Source organism: Micromonospora sp. WMMA1976 (genome assembly GCF_027497335.1).
In the GTDB taxonomy this organism is placed as follows: Bacteria; Actinomycetota; Actinomycetes; order Mycobacteriales; family Micromonosporaceae; genus Micromonospora; species Micromonospora aurantiaca.
Genome location: NZ_CP114912.1, coordinates 3192168 through 3208938, shown reverse-complemented (window position 1 = coordinate 3208938; position 16771 = coordinate 3192168). Strand labels below are relative to the sequence as shown.

At 73.0% G+C, this 16771-nt stretch carries 18 protein-coding genes; 10 read left to right on the top strand and 8 right to left on the bottom strand.

Going from position 1 to position 16771, the window contains the following annotated elements; translation table 11 throughout:
- The first annotated feature begins 61 nt into the window (after window positions 1-61).
- The 5 genes from O7546_RS14860 to O7546_RS14840 all read left to right on the top strand — a co-directional run bounded on the left by O7546_RS14860 (window position 62) and on the right by O7546_RS14840 (window position 4906).
- Window positions 62-1150, top strand: a complete 1089-nt coding sequence (locus O7546_RS14860) for an S-(hydroxymethyl)mycothiol dehydrogenase (protein ID WP_194803478.1) — start codon at window positions 62-64, stop codon at window positions 1148-1150.
- Complete coding sequence (locus tag O7546_RS14855; RefSeq protein ID WP_194803479.1) at window positions 1147-1776, top strand: MBL fold metallo-hydrolase; 630 nt, start codon at window positions 1147-1149, stop codon at window positions 1774-1776. Before O7546_RS14860 ends, O7546_RS14855 begins: the two co-directional genes overlap by 4 nt.
- 103 nt (window positions 1777-1879) lie before the next feature.
- Window positions 1880-2980 (top strand): DUF3626 domain-containing protein, encoded by a 1101-nt coding sequence (locus O7546_RS14850; protein ID WP_281601098.1) that lies wholly within the window; start codon window positions 1880-1882, stop codon window positions 2978-2980.
- Window positions 2981-3191: 211 nt separating this feature from the next.
- Entirely contained in the window at window positions 3192-3917 is a 726-nt protein-coding gene (locus O7546_RS14845) for a hypothetical protein (protein ID WP_030275023.1), read from the top strand.
- A gap of 437 nt (window positions 3918-4354) precedes the next feature.
- Window positions 4355-4906, top strand: coding sequence for a hypothetical protein (locus O7546_RS14840; protein ID WP_194803481.1), 552 nt, complete (start codon window positions 4355-4357; stop codon window positions 4904-4906).
- Between the two features lie 51 nt (window positions 4907-4957).
- Here the strand turns inward: O7546_RS14840 and O7546_RS14835 are convergent, their stop codons facing one another.
- Together O7546_RS14835 and O7546_RS14830 are read right to left on the bottom strand one after the other, a co-directional pair.
- Window positions 4958-5875 carry an alpha/beta fold hydrolase gene (locus tag O7546_RS14835; RefSeq protein ID WP_194803482.1) on the bottom strand — a complete coding sequence of 306 codons (918 nt, stop codon included), beginning with the start codon at window positions 5873-5875 and terminating at the stop codon, window positions 4958-4960.
- Window positions 5872-6213 carry a hypothetical protein gene (locus O7546_RS14830; RefSeq protein WP_194803483.1) on the bottom strand — a complete coding sequence of 114 codons (342 nt, stop codon included), beginning with the start codon at window positions 6211-6213 and terminating at the stop codon, window positions 5872-5874. The genes O7546_RS14835 and O7546_RS14830 overlap by 4 nt, the downstream gene beginning before the upstream one ends.
- Window positions 6214-6284: 71 nt before the next feature.
- Between O7546_RS14830 and O7546_RS14825 the strand changes: the two genes are divergently transcribed.
- Complete coding sequence (locus O7546_RS14825) at window positions 6285-6842, top strand: helix-turn-helix domain-containing protein (RefSeq protein WP_194803484.1); 558 nt, start codon at window positions 6285-6287, stop codon at window positions 6840-6842.
- Here O7546_RS14825 and O7546_RS14820 read toward each other — a convergent pair.
- Window positions 6815-8269: an MFS transporter gene (locus tag O7546_RS14820; RefSeq protein WP_194803485.1), complete on the bottom strand. Its 1455-nt coding sequence runs from the start codon at window positions 8267-8269 to the stop codon at window positions 6815-6817. The two genes, O7546_RS14825 and O7546_RS14820, sit on opposite strands and share 28 nt — an antisense overlap.
- A 71-nt stretch (window positions 8270-8340) precedes the next feature.
- The gene (locus O7546_RS14815; protein WP_013286401.1) at window positions 8341-8577 is read right to left on the bottom strand and encodes a hypothetical protein; all 237 of its coding nucleotides are present in this window, start codon (window positions 8575-8577) and stop codon (window positions 8341-8343) included.
- Between the two features lie 143 nt (window positions 8578-8720).
- Between O7546_RS14815 and O7546_RS14810 the strand changes: the two genes are divergently transcribed.
- On the top strand, window positions 8721-9848 hold the full coding sequence (locus O7546_RS14810; protein ID WP_281601161.1) for a geranylgeranyl reductase family protein: 1128 nt from the start codon (window positions 8721-8723) through the stop codon (window positions 9846-9848).
- Here the strand turns inward: O7546_RS14810 and O7546_RS14805 are convergent.
- Window positions 9835-10869 (bottom strand): NAD(P)-dependent alcohol dehydrogenase, encoded by a 1035-nt coding sequence (locus O7546_RS14805; protein ID WP_281601097.1) that lies wholly within the window; start codon window positions 10867-10869, stop codon window positions 9835-9837. The two genes, O7546_RS14810 and O7546_RS14805, sit on opposite strands and share 14 nt — an antisense overlap.
- A gap of 95 nt (window positions 10870-10964) precedes the next feature.
- Between O7546_RS14805 and O7546_RS14800 the strand changes: the two genes are divergently transcribed.
- The gene (locus O7546_RS14800; protein ID WP_228533086.1) at window positions 10965-11150 is read left to right on the top strand and encodes a hypothetical protein; all 186 of its coding nucleotides are present in this window, start codon (window positions 10965-10967) and stop codon (window positions 11148-11150) included.
- Window positions 11151-11190: 40 nt separating this feature from the next.
- Here O7546_RS14800 and O7546_RS14795 read toward each other — a convergent pair whose 3' ends face one another.
- Window positions 11191-12981, bottom strand: a complete 1791-nt coding sequence (locus O7546_RS14795) for a 5'-nucleotidase C-terminal domain-containing protein (RefSeq protein ID WP_194803488.1) — start codon at window positions 12979-12981, stop codon at window positions 11191-11193.
- Window positions 12982-13132: 151 nt separating this feature from the next.
- Here O7546_RS14795 and O7546_RS14790 point away from each other — a divergent pair, with 151 nt between their 5' ends.
- A complete protein-coding gene (locus O7546_RS14790; protein WP_194803489.1) occupies window positions 13133-14035 on the top strand; it encodes an SDR family oxidoreductase in 903 nt (300 codons plus the stop codon).
- Window positions 14036-14097: 62 nt separating this feature from the next.
- Here O7546_RS14790 and O7546_RS14785 read toward each other — a convergent pair whose 3' ends face one another.
- Both O7546_RS14785 and O7546_RS14780 read right to left on the bottom strand, forming a co-directional pair.
- A complete protein-coding gene (locus tag O7546_RS14785; protein WP_194803490.1) occupies window positions 14098-14748 on the bottom strand; it encodes a nucleotidyl transferase AbiEii/AbiGii toxin family protein in 651 nt (216 codons plus the stop codon).
- Window positions 14745-15071 carry a hypothetical protein gene (locus tag O7546_RS14780; RefSeq protein WP_135240221.1) on the bottom strand — a complete coding sequence of 109 codons (327 nt, stop codon included), beginning with the start codon at window positions 15069-15071 and terminating at the stop codon, window positions 14745-14747. Before O7546_RS14780 ends, O7546_RS14785 begins: the two co-directional genes overlap by 4 nt.
- Window positions 15072-15945: 874 nt before the next feature.
- On the opposite strand from O7546_RS14780, the gene O7546_RS14775 reads away from it, so the two are divergent.
- The gene (locus O7546_RS14775) at window positions 15946-16536 is read left to right on the top strand and encodes a hypothetical protein (RefSeq protein ID WP_194803335.1); all 591 of its coding nucleotides are present in this window, start codon (window positions 15946-15948) and stop codon (window positions 16534-16536) included.
- Window positions 16537-16771 lie beyond the last annotated feature (235 nt).

Genomic DNA, 16771 nt, shown 5'->3' with positions numbered 1-16771 from the left:
GTTCGCGGGTCATGATCAGCGGTAGGTTCGGGGTGCAGAAGCACGCAACAAGGGAGGCACTGTGAGCCAGGAAGTCCGGGGAGTCGTGTCGCGGCGCAAGGGCGCGCCCGTGGAGGTCACCACCATCGTGGTGCCGGACCCGGGGCCGGGCGAGGCGGTGGTCCGCATCCAGTCGTGCGGCGTCTGCCACACCGACCTGCACTACCGCGAGGGCGGCATCAACGACGACTACCCGTTCCTGCTCGGCCACGAGGCCGCCGGCATCGTGGAGCAGGTGGGTGACGGCGTCACCGACGTGGCGCCCGGCGACTTCGTGGTGCTCAACTGGCGCGCGGTCTGCGGGCAGTGCCGGGCCTGCCGGCGCGGCCGACCGTGGTACTGCTTCGCCACCCACAACGCGAAGCAGAAGATGACGCTCACCGACGGCACCGAGCTGACCCCGGCGCTCGGCATCGGCGCCTTCGCCGAGAAGACGCTCGTCCACGCCGGGCAGTGCACGAAGGTCGACCCGTCGGCCCGGCCGGCGGCGGTCGGCCTGCTCGGCTGCGGCGTGATGGCCGGTCTCGGCGCGGCCATGAACACCGGCAACGTGACCCGGGGCGACTCGGTCGCGGTGATCGGCTGCGGTGGTGTCGGTGACGCGGCGGTGGCCGGCGCGGCCCTGGCCGGCGCGACCACGATCATCGCGGTGGACACCGACTCCCGCAAGCTCGACTGGGCGCGCAAGTTCGGCGCCACCCACACCGTCAACGCCTCCGAGGACGACGCGGTGGAGGCCATCCGCGCGGCCACCGGCGGCTTCGGCGCCGACGTGGTGATCGACGCGGTCGGCCGCCCGGAGACCTGGAAGCAGGCGTTCTACGCGCGCGACCTGGCCGGCACCGTCGTGCTGGTCGGCGTGCCGACCCCGGAGATGACAGTCGACCTGCCGCTGCTGGACGTCTTCGGCCGCGGCGGCGCGCTCAAGTCCAGCTGGTACGGCGACTGCCTGCCCAGCCGCGACTTCCCGATGCTGACCGAGCTGTACCGGCAGGGCCGGCTGGACCTGGACGCGTTCGTCACCGAGGAGATCGCCCTCGACCAGGTCGAGGAGGCATTCGCCCGGATGCACCACGGCGACGTGCTGCGCTCGGTGGTGGTCTTCCCGTGACCGCCCGCGTCGATCACGCCGTCACCTCCGGCACGTTCTCGCTGGACGGCCAGACGTTCGACGTGGACAACAACGTCTGGGTGGTCGGTGACGACGCCGAGTGCGTCGTCCTCGACGCGCCGCACGACGTGGCCGCCATCCGTGAGGTGATCGGCGACCGGCGGGTGGTCGCGATCGTGGCCACCCACGCCCACGACGACCACGTCCGGGTCGCGCCCGAGCTGGCCCGGGCCACCGGCGCGCCGGTGCTGCTGCACCCGGCCGACCGGGTGCTGTGGGACATGGTGCACCCGGACACGGCACCGGACGGCGAGCTGACCGACGGGCAGACGATCAGCGTCGGAGGCACCACGCTGCGGGTGCTGCACACGCCCGGTCACAGCCCCGGCGCTTGCAGCCTCCACGCCCCCGACCTGGGCGCGGTCTTCACCGGCGACACCCTGTTCGCCGGGGGACCGGGCGCCACCGGTCGGTCGTACAGCGACTTCGGCACCATCGTCGAGTCGATCCGTACCCGGCTGCTCACGCTGCCGCCGGAGACGGTGGTGCACACCGGGCACGGCGACGACACCACGATCGGGGCCGAGGCGCCGCACCTGGACGAGTGGATCGCCCGGGGCCACTGAGGACCGTACGCCCGAGCGGGCCCGGCCGGAGTGATCCGGTCCGGGCCCGCTCGCGCGTCCCGGCCCGGCCCGGAAACCGTGTGGCCGCGCGGCGGCGCGACCCGTGATACTCGGGCCCGTGCCCGTCGCCACCCTCACCGACGCCCAGTCCGCCGCGCTGCGCCACGTCCGCGACGTCGCGCTGCGCGACCGCCCCGCCGCGCTCGCCGTCATCGCCCGCCACCTCGCCGCCTCCGGCACCACCTACCGGTACGAGGAGGTCGTCGCCGCGATCACCGGGTACGGGCGCCTGACGCTGAACTTCCACCCCGACCGGGTCCTGCGCGACGGCCGCACAGTGGTCGAGGCCCTCGAGGAGGAGGGCGTCTACCGCAGCCAGTTCGAGACCGGCATCTCCAACGGCGGCCTGACCGCGTACCCGGGTGGCGACCGGGACGTGTGGGAGCAGGCGATGTTCGGCGGCGCGTACCAGCGTCCCGGCGTGCCGCCGGCGCAGCGCCCGAAGTACGGCGGCCTGAACCTGCTCGACCACGCCGACGGCGCGTGCCCCCGCTTCGGGTCCTGCCATCTGCGGCTGCGCCCGGAGGTGCTGGCCCGGGCCACGTTCAGCTTCGGTGACAGCCACCTCGAGCCCACCGAGTTCGGCACCGTCGACGTCTTCGAGCCGGTGTTCGCGGCGCTTCTGACCGCCACCGCCGGCACCGGCGTCGCCCTGGGCGTGGCGGGCATGGACACCGGCACACTGCTGCGGACGCTGCTGCGCCGCCGGGAACGGGAGTCCGGGCGGGTCGGCCGGGCGCTCGACGACTACATCGAGGCGCAGGTGCACGGCGAGATCAGCCTGGCCCGCGACGTCGAGGCGCTCGTGGTCGACCCGTCGTTCCGGGGCAGCGACTCCGGACGGCGCCTGGCGGGGATCGCCGCTCGGCACGGCCTGGCGCTGCGGTTCCACCCCGGCTTCGTGCTGCCGGTCGACGCCGTGGACGCCGAGTTCCGGGGCCCGGACATCCCGCCGCTCGCCGCGCGCGTGCACGCCGAGTTCGCCCGCCCGGGGGAGCCGCTGCACGCGGCGCTCGTCGGCCGGGCCGCAGCCTCGGTGGTACGCGAGCCGCAGCGCTTGGCCGACCGGGGACCGGCCGCGGTGACGCTGCAGCACCTGAAACAGCTCTGGCACGTGTTGGTCCGGTTCGGCGGTCCGGCCTGATCATCCCGCTCTGCCTGCTGAACGGCGTGCTTGTCCGGAATCGCGGGTGACGTGGACCGCAGCCTTCGCCGTGCCCGGCATTTCCGGAATGACCGACACGGCGGGCTCGTTGTGTCCCCCGTACCGCCGGAACCCAAACACCTACCCGGCGGTAGTCCCTCGAGGGGCGCTCACCCCGGAGCGCGTCGTAACGATCGAAAGGGCAACCATCGTGAAGCAGCACTTCACTCGATGGCTCCCCGCCATCGCGAAGACCGCCGTCGCGAAGACCGCCGCTGTCACCCGTAACCGCCGTGCCGCGCTGAGCGTGGCGGGTGTGGCAGTTCTGGGCGGGCTGGCCGTCGGCCCCGTCGCAGTGGCCGCGCCGGTGACCAGCGGGCCGCACGCCGGCGCCAAGGCCGCCATCGACCTGGCGACCGGCAAGAAGACCTCCACCGAGGCGGTCAAGCCCGGCCAGACCACCGGCCTGGACAAGGTGCCGACCCGGGCCGACCGGCCGGCCAAGGAGAAGCTCGTGCCACACGGCGTCGAGGGCGCGCAGTCGCGCATCCCGCTCGACGACGCGCAGCTCGACAACGCCAAGGCCATCGTCGAGGCGGCCAAGGAGACCGGCGTGGGGGAGCGGGGCGCCGTGATCGGCGTCGCGACCTCGCTGCAGGAGTCGAAGCTGTACAACCTGGGTCACCTCGGCGCGTACAACGACCACGACTCGGAGGGCCTGTTCCAGCAGCGCCCGTCGTCCGGTTGGGGCACGTCCGAGCAGATCACCGACCCGGAGTACTCCAGCAAGGCGTTCTTCAACGCGCTGAAGAACGTCGGCGGCTGGCACGAGCTGCCGCTGACCACCGCCGCGCAGACCGTCCAGGTGTCCGCCTACCCGTACGCGTACGCGCAGTGGGAGGAGCAGGCCGCGGACATCGTCCAGCAGGTCTGGTGACCCGACACCCGTAGAAGAACGGCCGGCCCTTTCGTGGGGCCGGCCGTTCTCGCGTGGGAACGACCTCCCCGCCGATCTTGGAGTTGTGGTGCCTCGCATACCTCGGATACGGGACATCCTGGGCGCCGCAACTCCAAGATCGAGGGGGCAGAGCCGGGGCGAGGGCGGGGCGGGCGGGCCGGTGGGTGGCGGTGTCCGGTTCGGGTGTGGTGGGCGGCACCGCGCGTGCGGAATCGGGGGCGGGTGGGTGGCGTTGTAACCCGGTACGCGACCGCAGCGGCGCCGCCGAGCGCCCCCGGGGGAACAACCCCGGGTGGCCGGTCGTTGCAGATGCACCCGGCACGCCCCGCGCTGCCGAACCCCCGAGATCCCCTTGAGCGCCTGACGGTGCCCACGCATCCGCCCCCGGATGCGTCGACCCCCGAACGGAGCCCACCATGAACACGATCCTGCGCAAGAGCATCCTCGGTATCGCCGGTCTCGCCTTCACCGGTGGCGTGTTCGCCGGCCCGGTCGCCGCCCACGCGGCGGAGACCACCAAGCCGGCCGCCGTCGCGGTCCGGGGCGTGAGCCCGCAGGGCGAGCAGTCGCACGTGGACCTCAACGACGAGCAGCTCGCCAACGCCAAGGCCATCATCGCGGCCACCAAGAAGGCGGGCATGCCCGAGCGCGCCGCGGTCGTCTCGATCGCCACCGCGCTGCAGGAGTCGAAGCTGGAGAACCTGGGTCACCTGGGTGACCGCAACGACCACGACTCGCTGGGCCTGTTCCAGCAGCGGCCGTCCAGCGGCTGGGGTACGCCGGAGCAGATCACCGACCCCGAGTACTCGACGCTGGCGTTCCTCAAGGGCCTCAAGCAGGTCGACGGCTGGCAGGACATGCCGCTGACCGAGGCCGCGCAGACCGTGCAGGTCAGCGCCTACCCCGACGCGTACGCGCAGTGGGAGAAGCAGGCCGCCGAGATCGTCGCCGAGCACTGGAACAAGTAAGACCCGACGAAAGGCCGGTACCCGACCCGGGTGCCGGCCTTTCGCGTGCTCTCAGCCGCTGTGCGCGGCGAGCCACGACAGCACCGGCTCGACCACCGACGGGTCCAGCGGCTGCTTCGCCTCCTCCCGGTACGCCCGCAGCGACGGCGGACCTGGTTGGCGGCGCAGCACGTGGGTGACGTCCGGCAGGACCCCGGTCTGCACCGGCCCGCCGGCGTGGGCGGCGATGACCGGCAGGTCGGCCGGGTCGGTCTGGAGGTCCTTGTCGCCGGTGAGCGCGAGGATCGGGGCGTCGATCCGGGCCAGGTCCGGGCGGGGGTCGTAGCGCAGGAACTCCCGGAACCAGCGGGCGTTGAGCCGCTGCCCGCCGACCCACGCCACGTCCTTGTCGGTGGCGAGGATCTTCTCGTGGTTGCGGGCCACCTTCGCCACCAGGTCGGTGCGGGTGAGCCGGAACACCAGGCGTACCGGCGCGGGCAGGGTGGGCAGCAGCCGCCCGGCCTGCCGGCGCAGCACCTCGGCGCCGGTACGCCCGGGCGCGGAGAGCAGGACCAGACCGGCCACCGGTACGCCACGCGCGGCGAGCGCGACAGCGGTGAGCGCGCCCTCGCTGTGCCCGACCAGGAACATCCGCCCGGCGTCCACGGCCGGGTCGTCGCGCAGCGCCGCGAACACCGCTGCCGCGTCGTCGACGTTGTCGTGGAAGCCGGTACGCAGGAACTCGCCGCTGCTCTCGCCGACGCCCCGCCTGTCGTACCGGGCGACAGCGATCCCGGCCCCGCTCAGCGCGGCGGCCAGGTGCCGCTGGATGCCGAGCGGCAGGCGGCGGTGGTCGCCGTCGCGGTTGATCGGCCCGGAGCCGGGCAGCAGCAGCGCCGCCGGGTGCGGACCGGCGCCGTCGGGCAGCGTGAGCGTGCCGGACAGCCGCTGCCCGGCCGACTCGACGGCGAGCGGACTGTCGATCGTCACGGCAGCACCGCCGCGGCCAGGGCGTCGGCGTCGTCGGTGCCGATGAGCAGGGAGTCGTACGCCTGGCCGGTGAGGGTGATGCGGACGGCCGGCTGCCCGCCGCGGACGCTGACGAACTCCTTGCCGGCCCTGCCGCGCCAGGTGCCGACGTTGCGCGTGCGGGGCACGCCGAGGCCGGGCGCCCGGATGCCGCGGGTGGCGCGGGCACCGTCCGGTACGACGACGGCGCCGCTGACGGCGGATCGGGGGAACGACAGGTCACCGCGCAGGGCCCAGATCTTCTCGGCGGTGGTGAGCCGGACGTCGATGCGGTCGGCGGTGATGTCGATGGTGGCCATCGGCGGACTCCTCGCTTCTGTTATCGTCAGTGAGAACATTACCGGAGGCGATAACAAAAAGGGGAGCCGCTGTGGCACTCGACACCGTGGAGCTGCTGCTGCACCCGGTCCGGCTGCGCATCGTCCAGGCGTTCCTGGGCGGCCGAACGCTCACCACCACCGACCTGCGCGCCGCGCTGAGCGACGTGCCACCGGCCACGCTCTACCGGCAGGTCGCCACGCTCGCCGACCACGGCGTGCTGCACACGGTGGGGGAGCGGCGGGCCCGCGGCGCGACCGAGCGCAGCTACCGGCTTGTCGAGGCAGCCGCGTCGGTGGACCCGGACGAGGCCCGGGCCATGAGCCCGCAACGGCACCGGCAGGCGTTCCTCACCTTCGTCGCGGGCCTGCTCGCCGACTTCGACGTCTACCTCGACCGCGGCGACCCCGACCTGGCCCGCGACGTGGCCGGCTACCGGCAGAACGCGTTCCACGCCACCGACGCCGAGACCGCCGAGTTCGTCACCCGGTTCCGCGAACTGTTCGCCGAGTACGCGGCGCGCGGCCCCGGGCCCGGCCGCACCCGGCGGCTGCTCACCACAGTGCTGCTGCCCGCCGCCGATCAGGAGCGGCCCGCGGAGCGCCGGTGACCGAGCGCGATGTCCGCCACGGCGGCGCCGAGCGCCAGCACGATTATCCCGGCGGCGAGCAGCAGTGAGTGGCGGAACGCCGCACCCCAGTCGCCGCGGTCCTGCGCCAGCGTCGAGAAGAACAGCGCGCCCACCGCGGCGATGCCCGCGGCCGACCCGATGCGCTGCCCGGTCTGGAGCATGCCCGCGCCGCTGCCGGCCATCGGCACCGGCACCTCGGACAGCGTGAGCGTCTGGTTCGGCGCGATCACCAGGCCGCTGCCCAGCCCGGCGACGAGCAACGGCAGCGCGGTCCGCAGCGGCACGTTCTCGTGCGGCCCGCCGGCCAGCACCAGGTCGGTGGCGATCAGCCCGGCCACCACGGCCACCAGCCCGATCGCCACCAGCGGACGGCCGTACCGGGTGACCACCCGGCCGCCGAGCGCGGAGGCGAGCGCCGAACCGAGCGCGAACGGCGTGATCGCCAGACCGGCCACGAGCGCGCTGTAGCCGAGCCCCATCTGGAGGTAGAGCGTGAAGATGAAGAAGATCGCGGTGAACCCGGCGAAGTAGATCAGGCCGATCAGCGCGCCGAGCGTGTACGAGCGCACCGTGAACAGCCGCAGGTCGAACAGCGGCTGGGCGCGCCGGCCGTACCGGTGCTCCCAGAGCGCGAATCCGGCGAGCAGCAGCAGGCCGACGGGGATCAGCAGCCACTTGCCCGGGCCCCGCCACTGCTCCCGCTGCACCAGCGGCAGCAGGATCACCGTCACCCCGGCGCCGAGCAGCAGGACCCCGAGCGGATCGAGCCGGCCCCGTCCGGCCGGATTCGTCGGCCGGGACGGCATCAGCCGCCAGCCGAGCAGCATCGCCACGATCCCGACCGGGATGTTCACGAAGAACACCCACCGCCAGCCGTGCTCGGCGCCGCCGAGCTGGATGAGCAGACCGCCGAGCAGCGGACCCACGGCGGTGGAGATACCGATCGTCGCGCCCAGAAGCCCGAACGCCCGGCCCCGGTCGGAGCCCCGGAACAGCTCCTGAATCATGCCGCTGACCTGGGGGTTCACCACACCGGCGGCGGCACCCTGGACGAGCCGGGCGACGACCAGCCACTCCGGCGAGCGGGCCAGCCCGGCCAGCGCGCTGGTCAGCGTGAACAGGCCGACGCCGACCACGAACGCGGTACGCCGCCCGCGCGCGTCGCCGAACCGCCCGGCCGGCACCAGCACCAGGCCGAACGTCAGCGCGTACCCGGACAGCACCCACTGCAGGTCGCTCGGCGTGGCGTGCAGCGCACGATCGATCGACGGCACCGCGACGTTGACGATGCTGACGTCCAGCAGCGTCATGAACGCCGCGATCAGGCCGACGCTCAGCGCGCGCCAGCGACGCCGGCCGTCGTACCCGGTGTCCTGCACCGGCGTCGACGACCGGCCCTCGCTCATCGTGCCCCCCGCTGACCGTCGATCACCCGACTCCGATCGCTACCCGGTGCCCGGTGGGGCAAACGACTCGATCACGCCATCTGGCGCGCGCACCACCGGGGTCCGAAGTCCAGGCCGGACATCGGGGAGTCCTCGCGGTGCAGCAGCCCTCGCTCGGTGAGCGAGTGCAGCGGCTCGCGCAGCTCCTCCTCGGTCATCCCGGTCTCCTGGGCGATCAGGTCCGGGTAGGGGACGTGTCCCTGCACCTCCAGCGCGGACACCGCCTGGTAGACCCGTTCCTCGACCGCAGACAGCTGGACCTGAGGCATCGCTTCCCTCCTCGGCGTGGACCGCCCGACCCGCGGACGGCCGGCGACCGGCGCTTACCCGGACGGGCCCCGATGATGCTCACCCGTTCGACTGTCGTACCGGGCGGCGCGGCACGGCGGTGCCCTAGGCTGCACCCGTGATCATGGATCTCGTCGTGGTCGGCGGCGGGCCCGCCGGACTCTCCGCCGCGCACGCCGCGGCCCGGGCCGGCGTCCGCACGCTCGTGGTGGAACGGGCCACCCACCCCCGGTACAAGACGTGCGGCGGCGGCCTGATCGGCACCTCGCTCGCCGAGGTCGCCGAGCGTTTCGAGGTGCCCGCCCACGACCGGGTCGACCGGATCACGTTCACCCGGGACGGGCGACGCGCGTTCACCCGCCGGCACCCCGCACCGCTGGTCACCATGATCCGCCGGGAGGAGTTCGACGACCGGCTGCGCGCCGCCGCCGTAGCCGCCGGGGCGCAGGTCCGCGAGGGCGTCGCGGTCCGCGCGATCGAGCAGGACCCCGACGAGGTACGCCTGCGCCTGGCCGGCGGTGAGACGGTACGCGCCCGTACCGTCATCGGCGCGGACGGCTCCTCCGGCGTGACGGCACGCCACGTCGGGGTGCGCTTCCGGCAGGTCGATCTCGGCCTGGAACTGGAACTGCCGGTGGACGCCACCGAGCGGGACCGCTGGCGTGGCCGGGTGCTGCTCGACTGGGGGCCGCTACCCGGCTCGTACGCGTGGGTGTTCCCCAAGGGCGACCGTCTCACCGTCGGTGTCATATCCGCCCGCGGCGACGGCGACCGGACCCGCGCCTACCTGCGCGACTTCACCGATCGGCTCGGCCTGTCCGGGGTGAGGCCGGAGCACGACTCCGGCCACCTGACCCGCTGCCGCACCGGGGACTCCCCGCTGCGGCACGGCCGGGTGCTGGTCGCCGGGGACGCCGCCGGGCTGCTGGAGCCGTGGAGCCGGGAGGGGATCAGCTACGCGCTGCGCTCGGGCCGGCTGGCCGGTGAGGCGGTGGCCGCCGGTGACCTCGACGCGTACGCCCGGGAGGTCGACCGGCGGCTGACGCCGGAGATGCGCGCCGGGCACCGGCTGCTGGAGGTGTTCGAGCGGCGGCCCGACGTGTTCCACGCGATGCTGGCGAGCCCGCTCGGCTGGCGGATGTTCGTCCGGTTCTGCCAGGGGCGGGCGAGCTTCGCCGAGGTGCTCGACCGGCGGCCGGTACGGGCCGGTCTGGCGCTGCTCGACCGGCTGCCCCCGCTCAGGGGACGATGACCGCCCGCCCCCGTACCTCGCCCCGGCGCAGCGCCTCGTACGCCTGCGGCGCCTCCGCGAGGGGGAACGTGTGCACGTCGGCGTGCAGCCGGCCGTCGCGGGCCAGCGCGATCACCTCGTGCAGTTCGGATCGGGTGCCCCAGAACGGCACCACCACGCCGGTCTCCAGCGGCACCGGCGGCGGCTCGTCGGCGACCGGCCGCACCGGTAGCGTGCCGCCGGCCAGGCCCACCAGCAGGATCTGGCCGCCGGTGGCGACCACCTGCCGGGCGGTGTCCAGCGTGGGTTGCGCGCCGACGAAGTCGAGCACCACGTCCGCGCCGTCCGGCGCCGGCCCGACCAGTTCGCGGATCCTGTCCACCGCGTCCGGGCCGGCCTGCACCGTGTGGTGGGCGCCGAGGCGCCCGGCCAGGTCCAGCGCGGCGGTGTTCGTGTCGACCGCGATGATCCGTACCGCGGTGGTGGCGAGCAGGATCTGCAACCCCATGTGCCCCAGGCCGCCGATGCCGATCACCACGCAGGTGGTGCCGGGCCGCAGCCGGGGCCGCGCCAGGTCCACCGCGTGGTACGGGGTCAGCCCGGCGTCGGTCAGCGGCGCCGCCTGGGTCAGGTCCATGTCGCCGACCGGCAGCAGCCGGGACGCGGGCACCACCACGTAATCGGCCAGCCCGCCGTCGCGGCTGAGCCCGATACCGCCGACCGGGGTGATCCGGCACCGGTTCTCCTCGCCTCGCAGGCAGGCCCGGCAGTAGCCGCAGCCGATGATGCCGTAGACCGCGGTCCGGTCGCCGGGCGACCAGCCGTCCACCCCGGCGCCGACCCTGTCGACGGTGCCGGCGATCTCGTGCCCGAGCGTCATCGGCATCGGGAACACCCCGGCCGGCGCGTCGAGGATGTGCAGGTCGGAGTGGCAGGCGCCGACCGCGCCGACGCGCACCAGCACCTCACCCGGGCCGGCCTGCGGCGTGGGCACCTCGGTGTGCTCCAGCACACCGGGTGCGGTCATCCGTACTGCGCGCATGTCTCCTCCACCTCGTCGCCCACGGTCGTCGCGGCGGCATACCCCTGCCGTAGCGGTTGATGCGGAGACGGGACGGGCGGGCGCACAATGCGGTCATGAGCGAGCCGGCCGAGTCGTTCACCGACGAGGAGTACGCGTTCCTGCGGCACGTCCGCTTCGGCGAACTGCCGGCCCGGGTGCGCCCGGAGGAGCGGATCGAGGCCGCCGAGACCGAGTTCCCGCCGGACCGGCCGGACCCGGCCGGCGGGGAGTCGGAGTGGCACCTGCGCGCGGGCGGCTGACGGGGCCCGGGCACCTGCCCGGACCCCGCCGCCCGGACGATCAGAAGACCGGCACGCCGTCGCGGACCAGCTTCCAGTTGGGCACGAAGAAGTCGGCCGGGTCGATGACGCCCTTGGCCTGTGCCCAGTCGATGAGCAGCTGGCGGATCTCCTGCTGGGCGTTGTAGACCTGGGTCTTCACGATGCCCGGGAAGTTGCCGCCGCCGCTGCGCCGGTAGTTGTTCACCGCCACCACGAAGCGGGCGTCCGCCGCCACCGGCGTGTCCGTGCCGGCCAGCACCAGGCGGGTGATCCGCTGCCCGACCGGCCTGGCGATGTCGATGTCGTAGTCGACGCCGGAGAACACGTCGTAGTTGTAGTCCGGCACCGCCGGATCGCTGATCGTCTCCGGGTTCACCGGCGCGCCCGCCGGCAGCGTGACGAAGTACTTCGCCGAGTACTCCAGGTACGCCTTCACCTCGGCGCCGGTCAGCACGACCGCCTCCAGCGTGTTGTCGTACACGTAGAGGCCCGCCACGTCGCGGATCCGCACGTCGCCCTGCGGGAACACCGCGGTACGGCTGAACGGCGCGGCGATGGACAGCACCGGCAGGCCCGCGTACTCGCCGCCCGCGAGTGCCTCGGTGACCACCTCGGTCTGGACGTGGTTGATGAAGTCGAGGATCGGCGTGTCCTTGTACCGCGACTCGGCGGCCGACAGCTCCACGCTCGACTGCGCGACGACCCGGTTGACGTACTCGACGGTCGTGGCGTGCTGGCCGCGCACGGCCGCGAGCACCGCCGGGTCCTCGACCACGGTGTTGGTGTTCAGGGTGGTGGCCGACTTGGCGGTCACCGTCCAGCGGCCCTTCTCCCGGGTCAGCGTGAAGTCCATCCGGGTCAGCCGCTGGCCCCACTTCGACGGCTCCGAGGTGAGGACGCGCTCGCCGGTGGTGAGGTTGGTGACGAACTTCTCCGGCACCTCGTTGTGCGCGTGGCCGAACAGGATCGCGTCGATGCCGGGCACCTGCTCGGCGATCAGCGCGGTCGGGTTCTCGTTCGGCAGCTCCGGGCCGTAGCTGGAGGTGCCGCTGTCCCCGCCGTGGGCGGAGATGACGACCAGGTCGGCGCCGCGGCGGCGCATCTCCGGCACCCACTTCGTGGCGGTGGCGACCATGTCGGCGAAGACCAGGCGGCCCTCGACGTTGCCCTTGTCCCAGATGGCCACGCCGGGGTTGGTCAGGCCGAGGATGCCCACGCGCAGCTTCGGCGCGCCGTGCCCGCCGAGCTTGACCTCCTTGATCACGTACGGGAGGAACGCCGGCTTGCCGGTCTTCGCGTTGAGCGCGTTCGCGGCCAGGGCCGGGAAGCCGAGCTGCTCGATCCAGGTGGCCAGCAGCGGCAGGCCGTAGTTGAACTCGTGGTTGCCGAGCGTCACCGCGTCGTACCTGAGGATGTTCATGGCGCGGGCCATCGGGTGCGTCTCACCGGTGCTGGTGATCGGCTCCTGCTTGGCGTAGTACGTGGCCAGCGGCGTGCCCTGGATCGTGTCACCGGCGTCGAGGACCAGCGTGGCCCTGCCCTTGCGCTCGGCGCGGATCTGGTTGACCAGGGTGGCGAGCTTCGCGACGCCGACGTCGTTGTGCTTGCTGTCGTCGAACTCGGCGTCCTTGTAGTAGTCCCAGTTGTAGACGTTGCCGTGGGTGTCCGACGTGCCGAGGATCGTCAGGTCCCAGGTCTTCGGCTGCTTCGGCTTCGCCTCGGCGGGCGCGCCGGCCAGCAGGGGAGCGGTCGCGGCGGCGGCCGCGACGGCCAGCACCTGGCGCCGGGAGGCGCCGGAGGAGGAGGTCATGAGGTGCCTTTCCGAATGGGGGTACGCGCCTCGTGGGCGCCGTTGCGCACCATAACCACCACATGTCGCGTGCGCCACACCGGCCCGAATTGTTTCCCTTCCGGTCACGCGCTGCTGTTTTCCCGGCAGCCACCGGGGTAGGGGCGCATCCATGAGCGAGGACCAGTTCACCCAGCAGCACCCGGCCGAGCAGTACGGACAGCGCGACGGCCAGCCGTCGCAACAGCAGACGCCGCCCGGCAACGAGCAGGAGATGGGGCCGAAGCCCGACCACGGCGAGGAGTCGTACCGGGGCAGCGACCGGCTCACCGGCAAGCGCGCGATCATCACCGGCGGCGACTCCGGCATCGGCCGGGCCGTGGCGATCGCCTTCGCCCGCGAGGGCGCCGACGTGCTCGTCACCTACCTCGCCGACGAGGAGGAGAAGGACGCCCGGGAGACGGTCGCCCTGATCGAGCAGGCCGGGCGCACCGGCGTCGCGGTCCGGTGCGACCTGCGCGAGGAGGACAACTGCCGCGCCCTCGTCGACCAGGCGCTGCGCGACCTCGGCGGCGTCGACATCCTGGTCAACAACGCGGCGTACCAGATGTCGCAGGACAACGGCCTGCTCGACATCACCACCGAGCAGTTCGACCGGGTCTTCAAGACCAACGTGTACGCCATGTTCTGGCTCTGCAAGTTCGCGGTGCCACACATGAAGGAAGGCTCGACGATCATCAACACGTCGTCGATCCAGGCGTTCGACCCGTCGCCGCAGCTGCTCGACTACGCCACCACAAAGGCCGCCATCGCCAACTTCACCAAGGCGCTCGCGCAGAACCTCGCCGAGCGCGGCATCCGGGTCAACGCGGTCGCGCCCGGCCCGATCTGGACGCCGCTGATCCCGGCCACCATGCCGGAGGAGAAGGTGAAGCAGTTCGGTACCGACACGCCGCTGGGCCGTCCCGGCCAGCCGGCCGAGCTGGCGCCCGCGTACGTCTACTTCGCCTCCCAGGAGTCCAGCTACGTCACCGGCGAGATCCTCGGCGTCACGGGTGGCCGCCCGACGAAGTGAGCCGCCCCGGCTGGTGCCGTCGTGGCCTTCTGGTCCCGCCCTCGGCCGCCTGGTTCCGCTGCTCAGCGGGGCCAGGTGGCCATCCGGCGGCGGACCTCGGCGATCCGCGACGCGTCCAGGCCGTAGCGGGTGAACCGGCGGTCGGCCAGCCCGTCGAGGTAGCGGCCCGCCGCGCGCACGTCCTCGTCATCAAGCGCCGGGTCGACCTGCCGGGCCAGTTCCAGCAGCTCCGCGACCGTGTACCGGTCCAGCGCGGCGGAGACGTCGATGTAGTCGCGTACCTCCCGCCGGTTGACCAGCGCGGCGGTCTTGTTGGCGATCAGGTCCCGTACGTCCATCACCGGGCCGAGGTCCATCACCACCGGGCTGCGGTGCCGGTCCAGGCGGGCCAGGCTGAGCCGGATCTGCCGGCCGTCCCGGCTCACCACGAAGTCGCGCAGGTCCCGGTCGAAGCCGTCGAACACCTCACCCAGCCCGCCCGGGTCAACCTCGGCCACCCGGTAACCGGCCCGTTCCAGCGCCGCACGTACACCGTCGGCCGCCGCCGCGGCGGCGCCCTCCACGTCGGCGAACAGGTCGACGTCCTCGGTGGGGCGGGTGACCAGGCCGTGCACGGCCCACGCCACGCCGCCGCCGAGCACGAAACGGTGCGGGCCGGCCGCGGCAAGCGCCACCCGGGCCACCTGCCGGTAGAAGTCGTGCGGATGGGTCACGCGGCGCGCAGGCTCCGGTGCCGGCCCTCCCAGGCCAGGCGTACGCCCCGGGGCAGGTTGAGCAGCGGCCACAACCGGCGCAACGTGCCCGCGTGGATCAGCTCGCGCAGATCCTCCACCCGGGTCGTCTCGCGCAGCACGTTCTCGTACATCCAGAGCAACTCGTCCGGGTCGCCCAGGTCGAACGCGCGTTCGCTGCTCCACATCAGGCGTACCGGCAGCTCGACGATGCCGGTGGTGGGGCCGGTCAGCTCGTCCAGGGTGCGCGCCACCACGGCGGGTCGCCCGGGGCGGGCGAGGTACGCGTGCGCGGTGACCGACATGGCATCAGGGTAACCCCAACCCGGCCCCTTTCCCCCCATCGTTCCCGCGTAGCTCCCCCACAGCACCCGCCCCGCCCCGCCTGACCGCCCGCCACCCGCTCCCCGCCCGCCTCACTCTGCCCCGCCCCACGCCGCCCCGCCGCCCCCGGCCTCGCCCCGCCCTGTCCCGCCTCGCCCCGTCGATCATGAAGTTGGACCGGACAAACCGGTCAGCTCGTGCCGCCAACTTCATGATCGCCCGTCGTGCCTTCAGCTTGTTCACCTCGCGCGGCTCTCCGCCGGAGATCTTGGAGGATTTCGGCCCCCATGAGGGCCGTTTCCTTCCAAGATCGGACATCATGTGCCGCCAACCTCATGATCGACGCGGCAGGGGCGGCCGAGCGGGCGCGACGTGAGCGGGCGCGACGCGAGTCGGCTAGCGGGCGGGGACGGGCGCAACGTGAGCCGGGGCGGGGGGTCGGGCGCGACGTGAGTGGGGGCGGGAGCAGGCGGCGGACGGCGGGAGTGTGCGTCGGCGGAGTGGGGGAGCGGGCGGGTCGAGGGCGGTGTCCGGGGTGAGTCCGGTGTCCGTTTCGGGGTGGTCGGGGACACCCGGGCGGCGGAATCGGCGGCGGGGCCGGGGCGTTATACCTGGTGAACGACCGCAGCAGCGGCCCCCGCACCCCGAGTACGCGGGCGGCAGCGTCCGGGAATGATCCCGGGCCGGCGGTCGTTGGACATGTCTCCGGCGCGACCAGTGCGCCCCGCACGCCACCCCCGGCGTCCGCGGGCCGCGTGAGAGCAAGGCGCCGGATCCCCCCGAAGACTTCCTTGAGCGCCTGACGGTGCCCACGCATCCACCCCCGGGTGCGTCGACCCCCGAACGGAGCCCACCATGAACAGCATCCTGCGTAAGAGCATCCTCGGTATCGCCGGTCTGACCGTCGCCGGTGGCCTCGCCGCCGGCCCGCTCAACCACGACACCAGCACCCCCACCGCCCGGGACGCCGCGGTCACCACGACGCAGGCCGCCGGCAAGCTGGACAGCGCCGCGCTCATCCCGCACGGTGTTCAGGGCGCCCAGTCCCACATCGACCTGAACGACGAGCAGACCGCCAACGTCAAGGCGATCATCGCGGCGACGAAGAAGGCCGGCATGGACGAGCGTGCCGCGGTCGTCTCCATCGCCACCGCCCTGCAGGAGTCGAAGCTGGAGAACCTCGGCCACCTCGGTGACCGCAACGACCACGACTCGCAGGGCCTGTTCCAGCAGCGCCCCTCCAGTGGTTGGGGCACGGTCGAGCAGATCACCGACCCCGAGTACTCCACCACCGCCTTCCTGAAGGGTCTGAAGCAGGTCGACGGCTGGCGCGACATGCCGCTGACCGCCGCCGCCCAGACCGTCCAGGTGTCGGCCTACCCCGACCACTACGCCCAGTGGGAACAGCAGGCCGCCGACCTGGTCGCCCAGCACTGGAACAGCTGACCCGGCGGTGACCGGGGTCACGACGAGCGAGCGGAAGAACCGTGACCCCGGTACCGTTGTGCAGAGCGTCGGTGTGTCCAGTGTCCCCGGGCCTCACCTAAATTGCCTTCGCGGAATACCGTTCGGCTGGAGCCGCGTCGCGCCACTCGCCGAGAGGCGACATGCACACCGACGCCCAGAGCCGCCCCGGCCATCCGGCCGGGGCGGCTCTGTCTGTGGGCTCGAGTCGCACGCC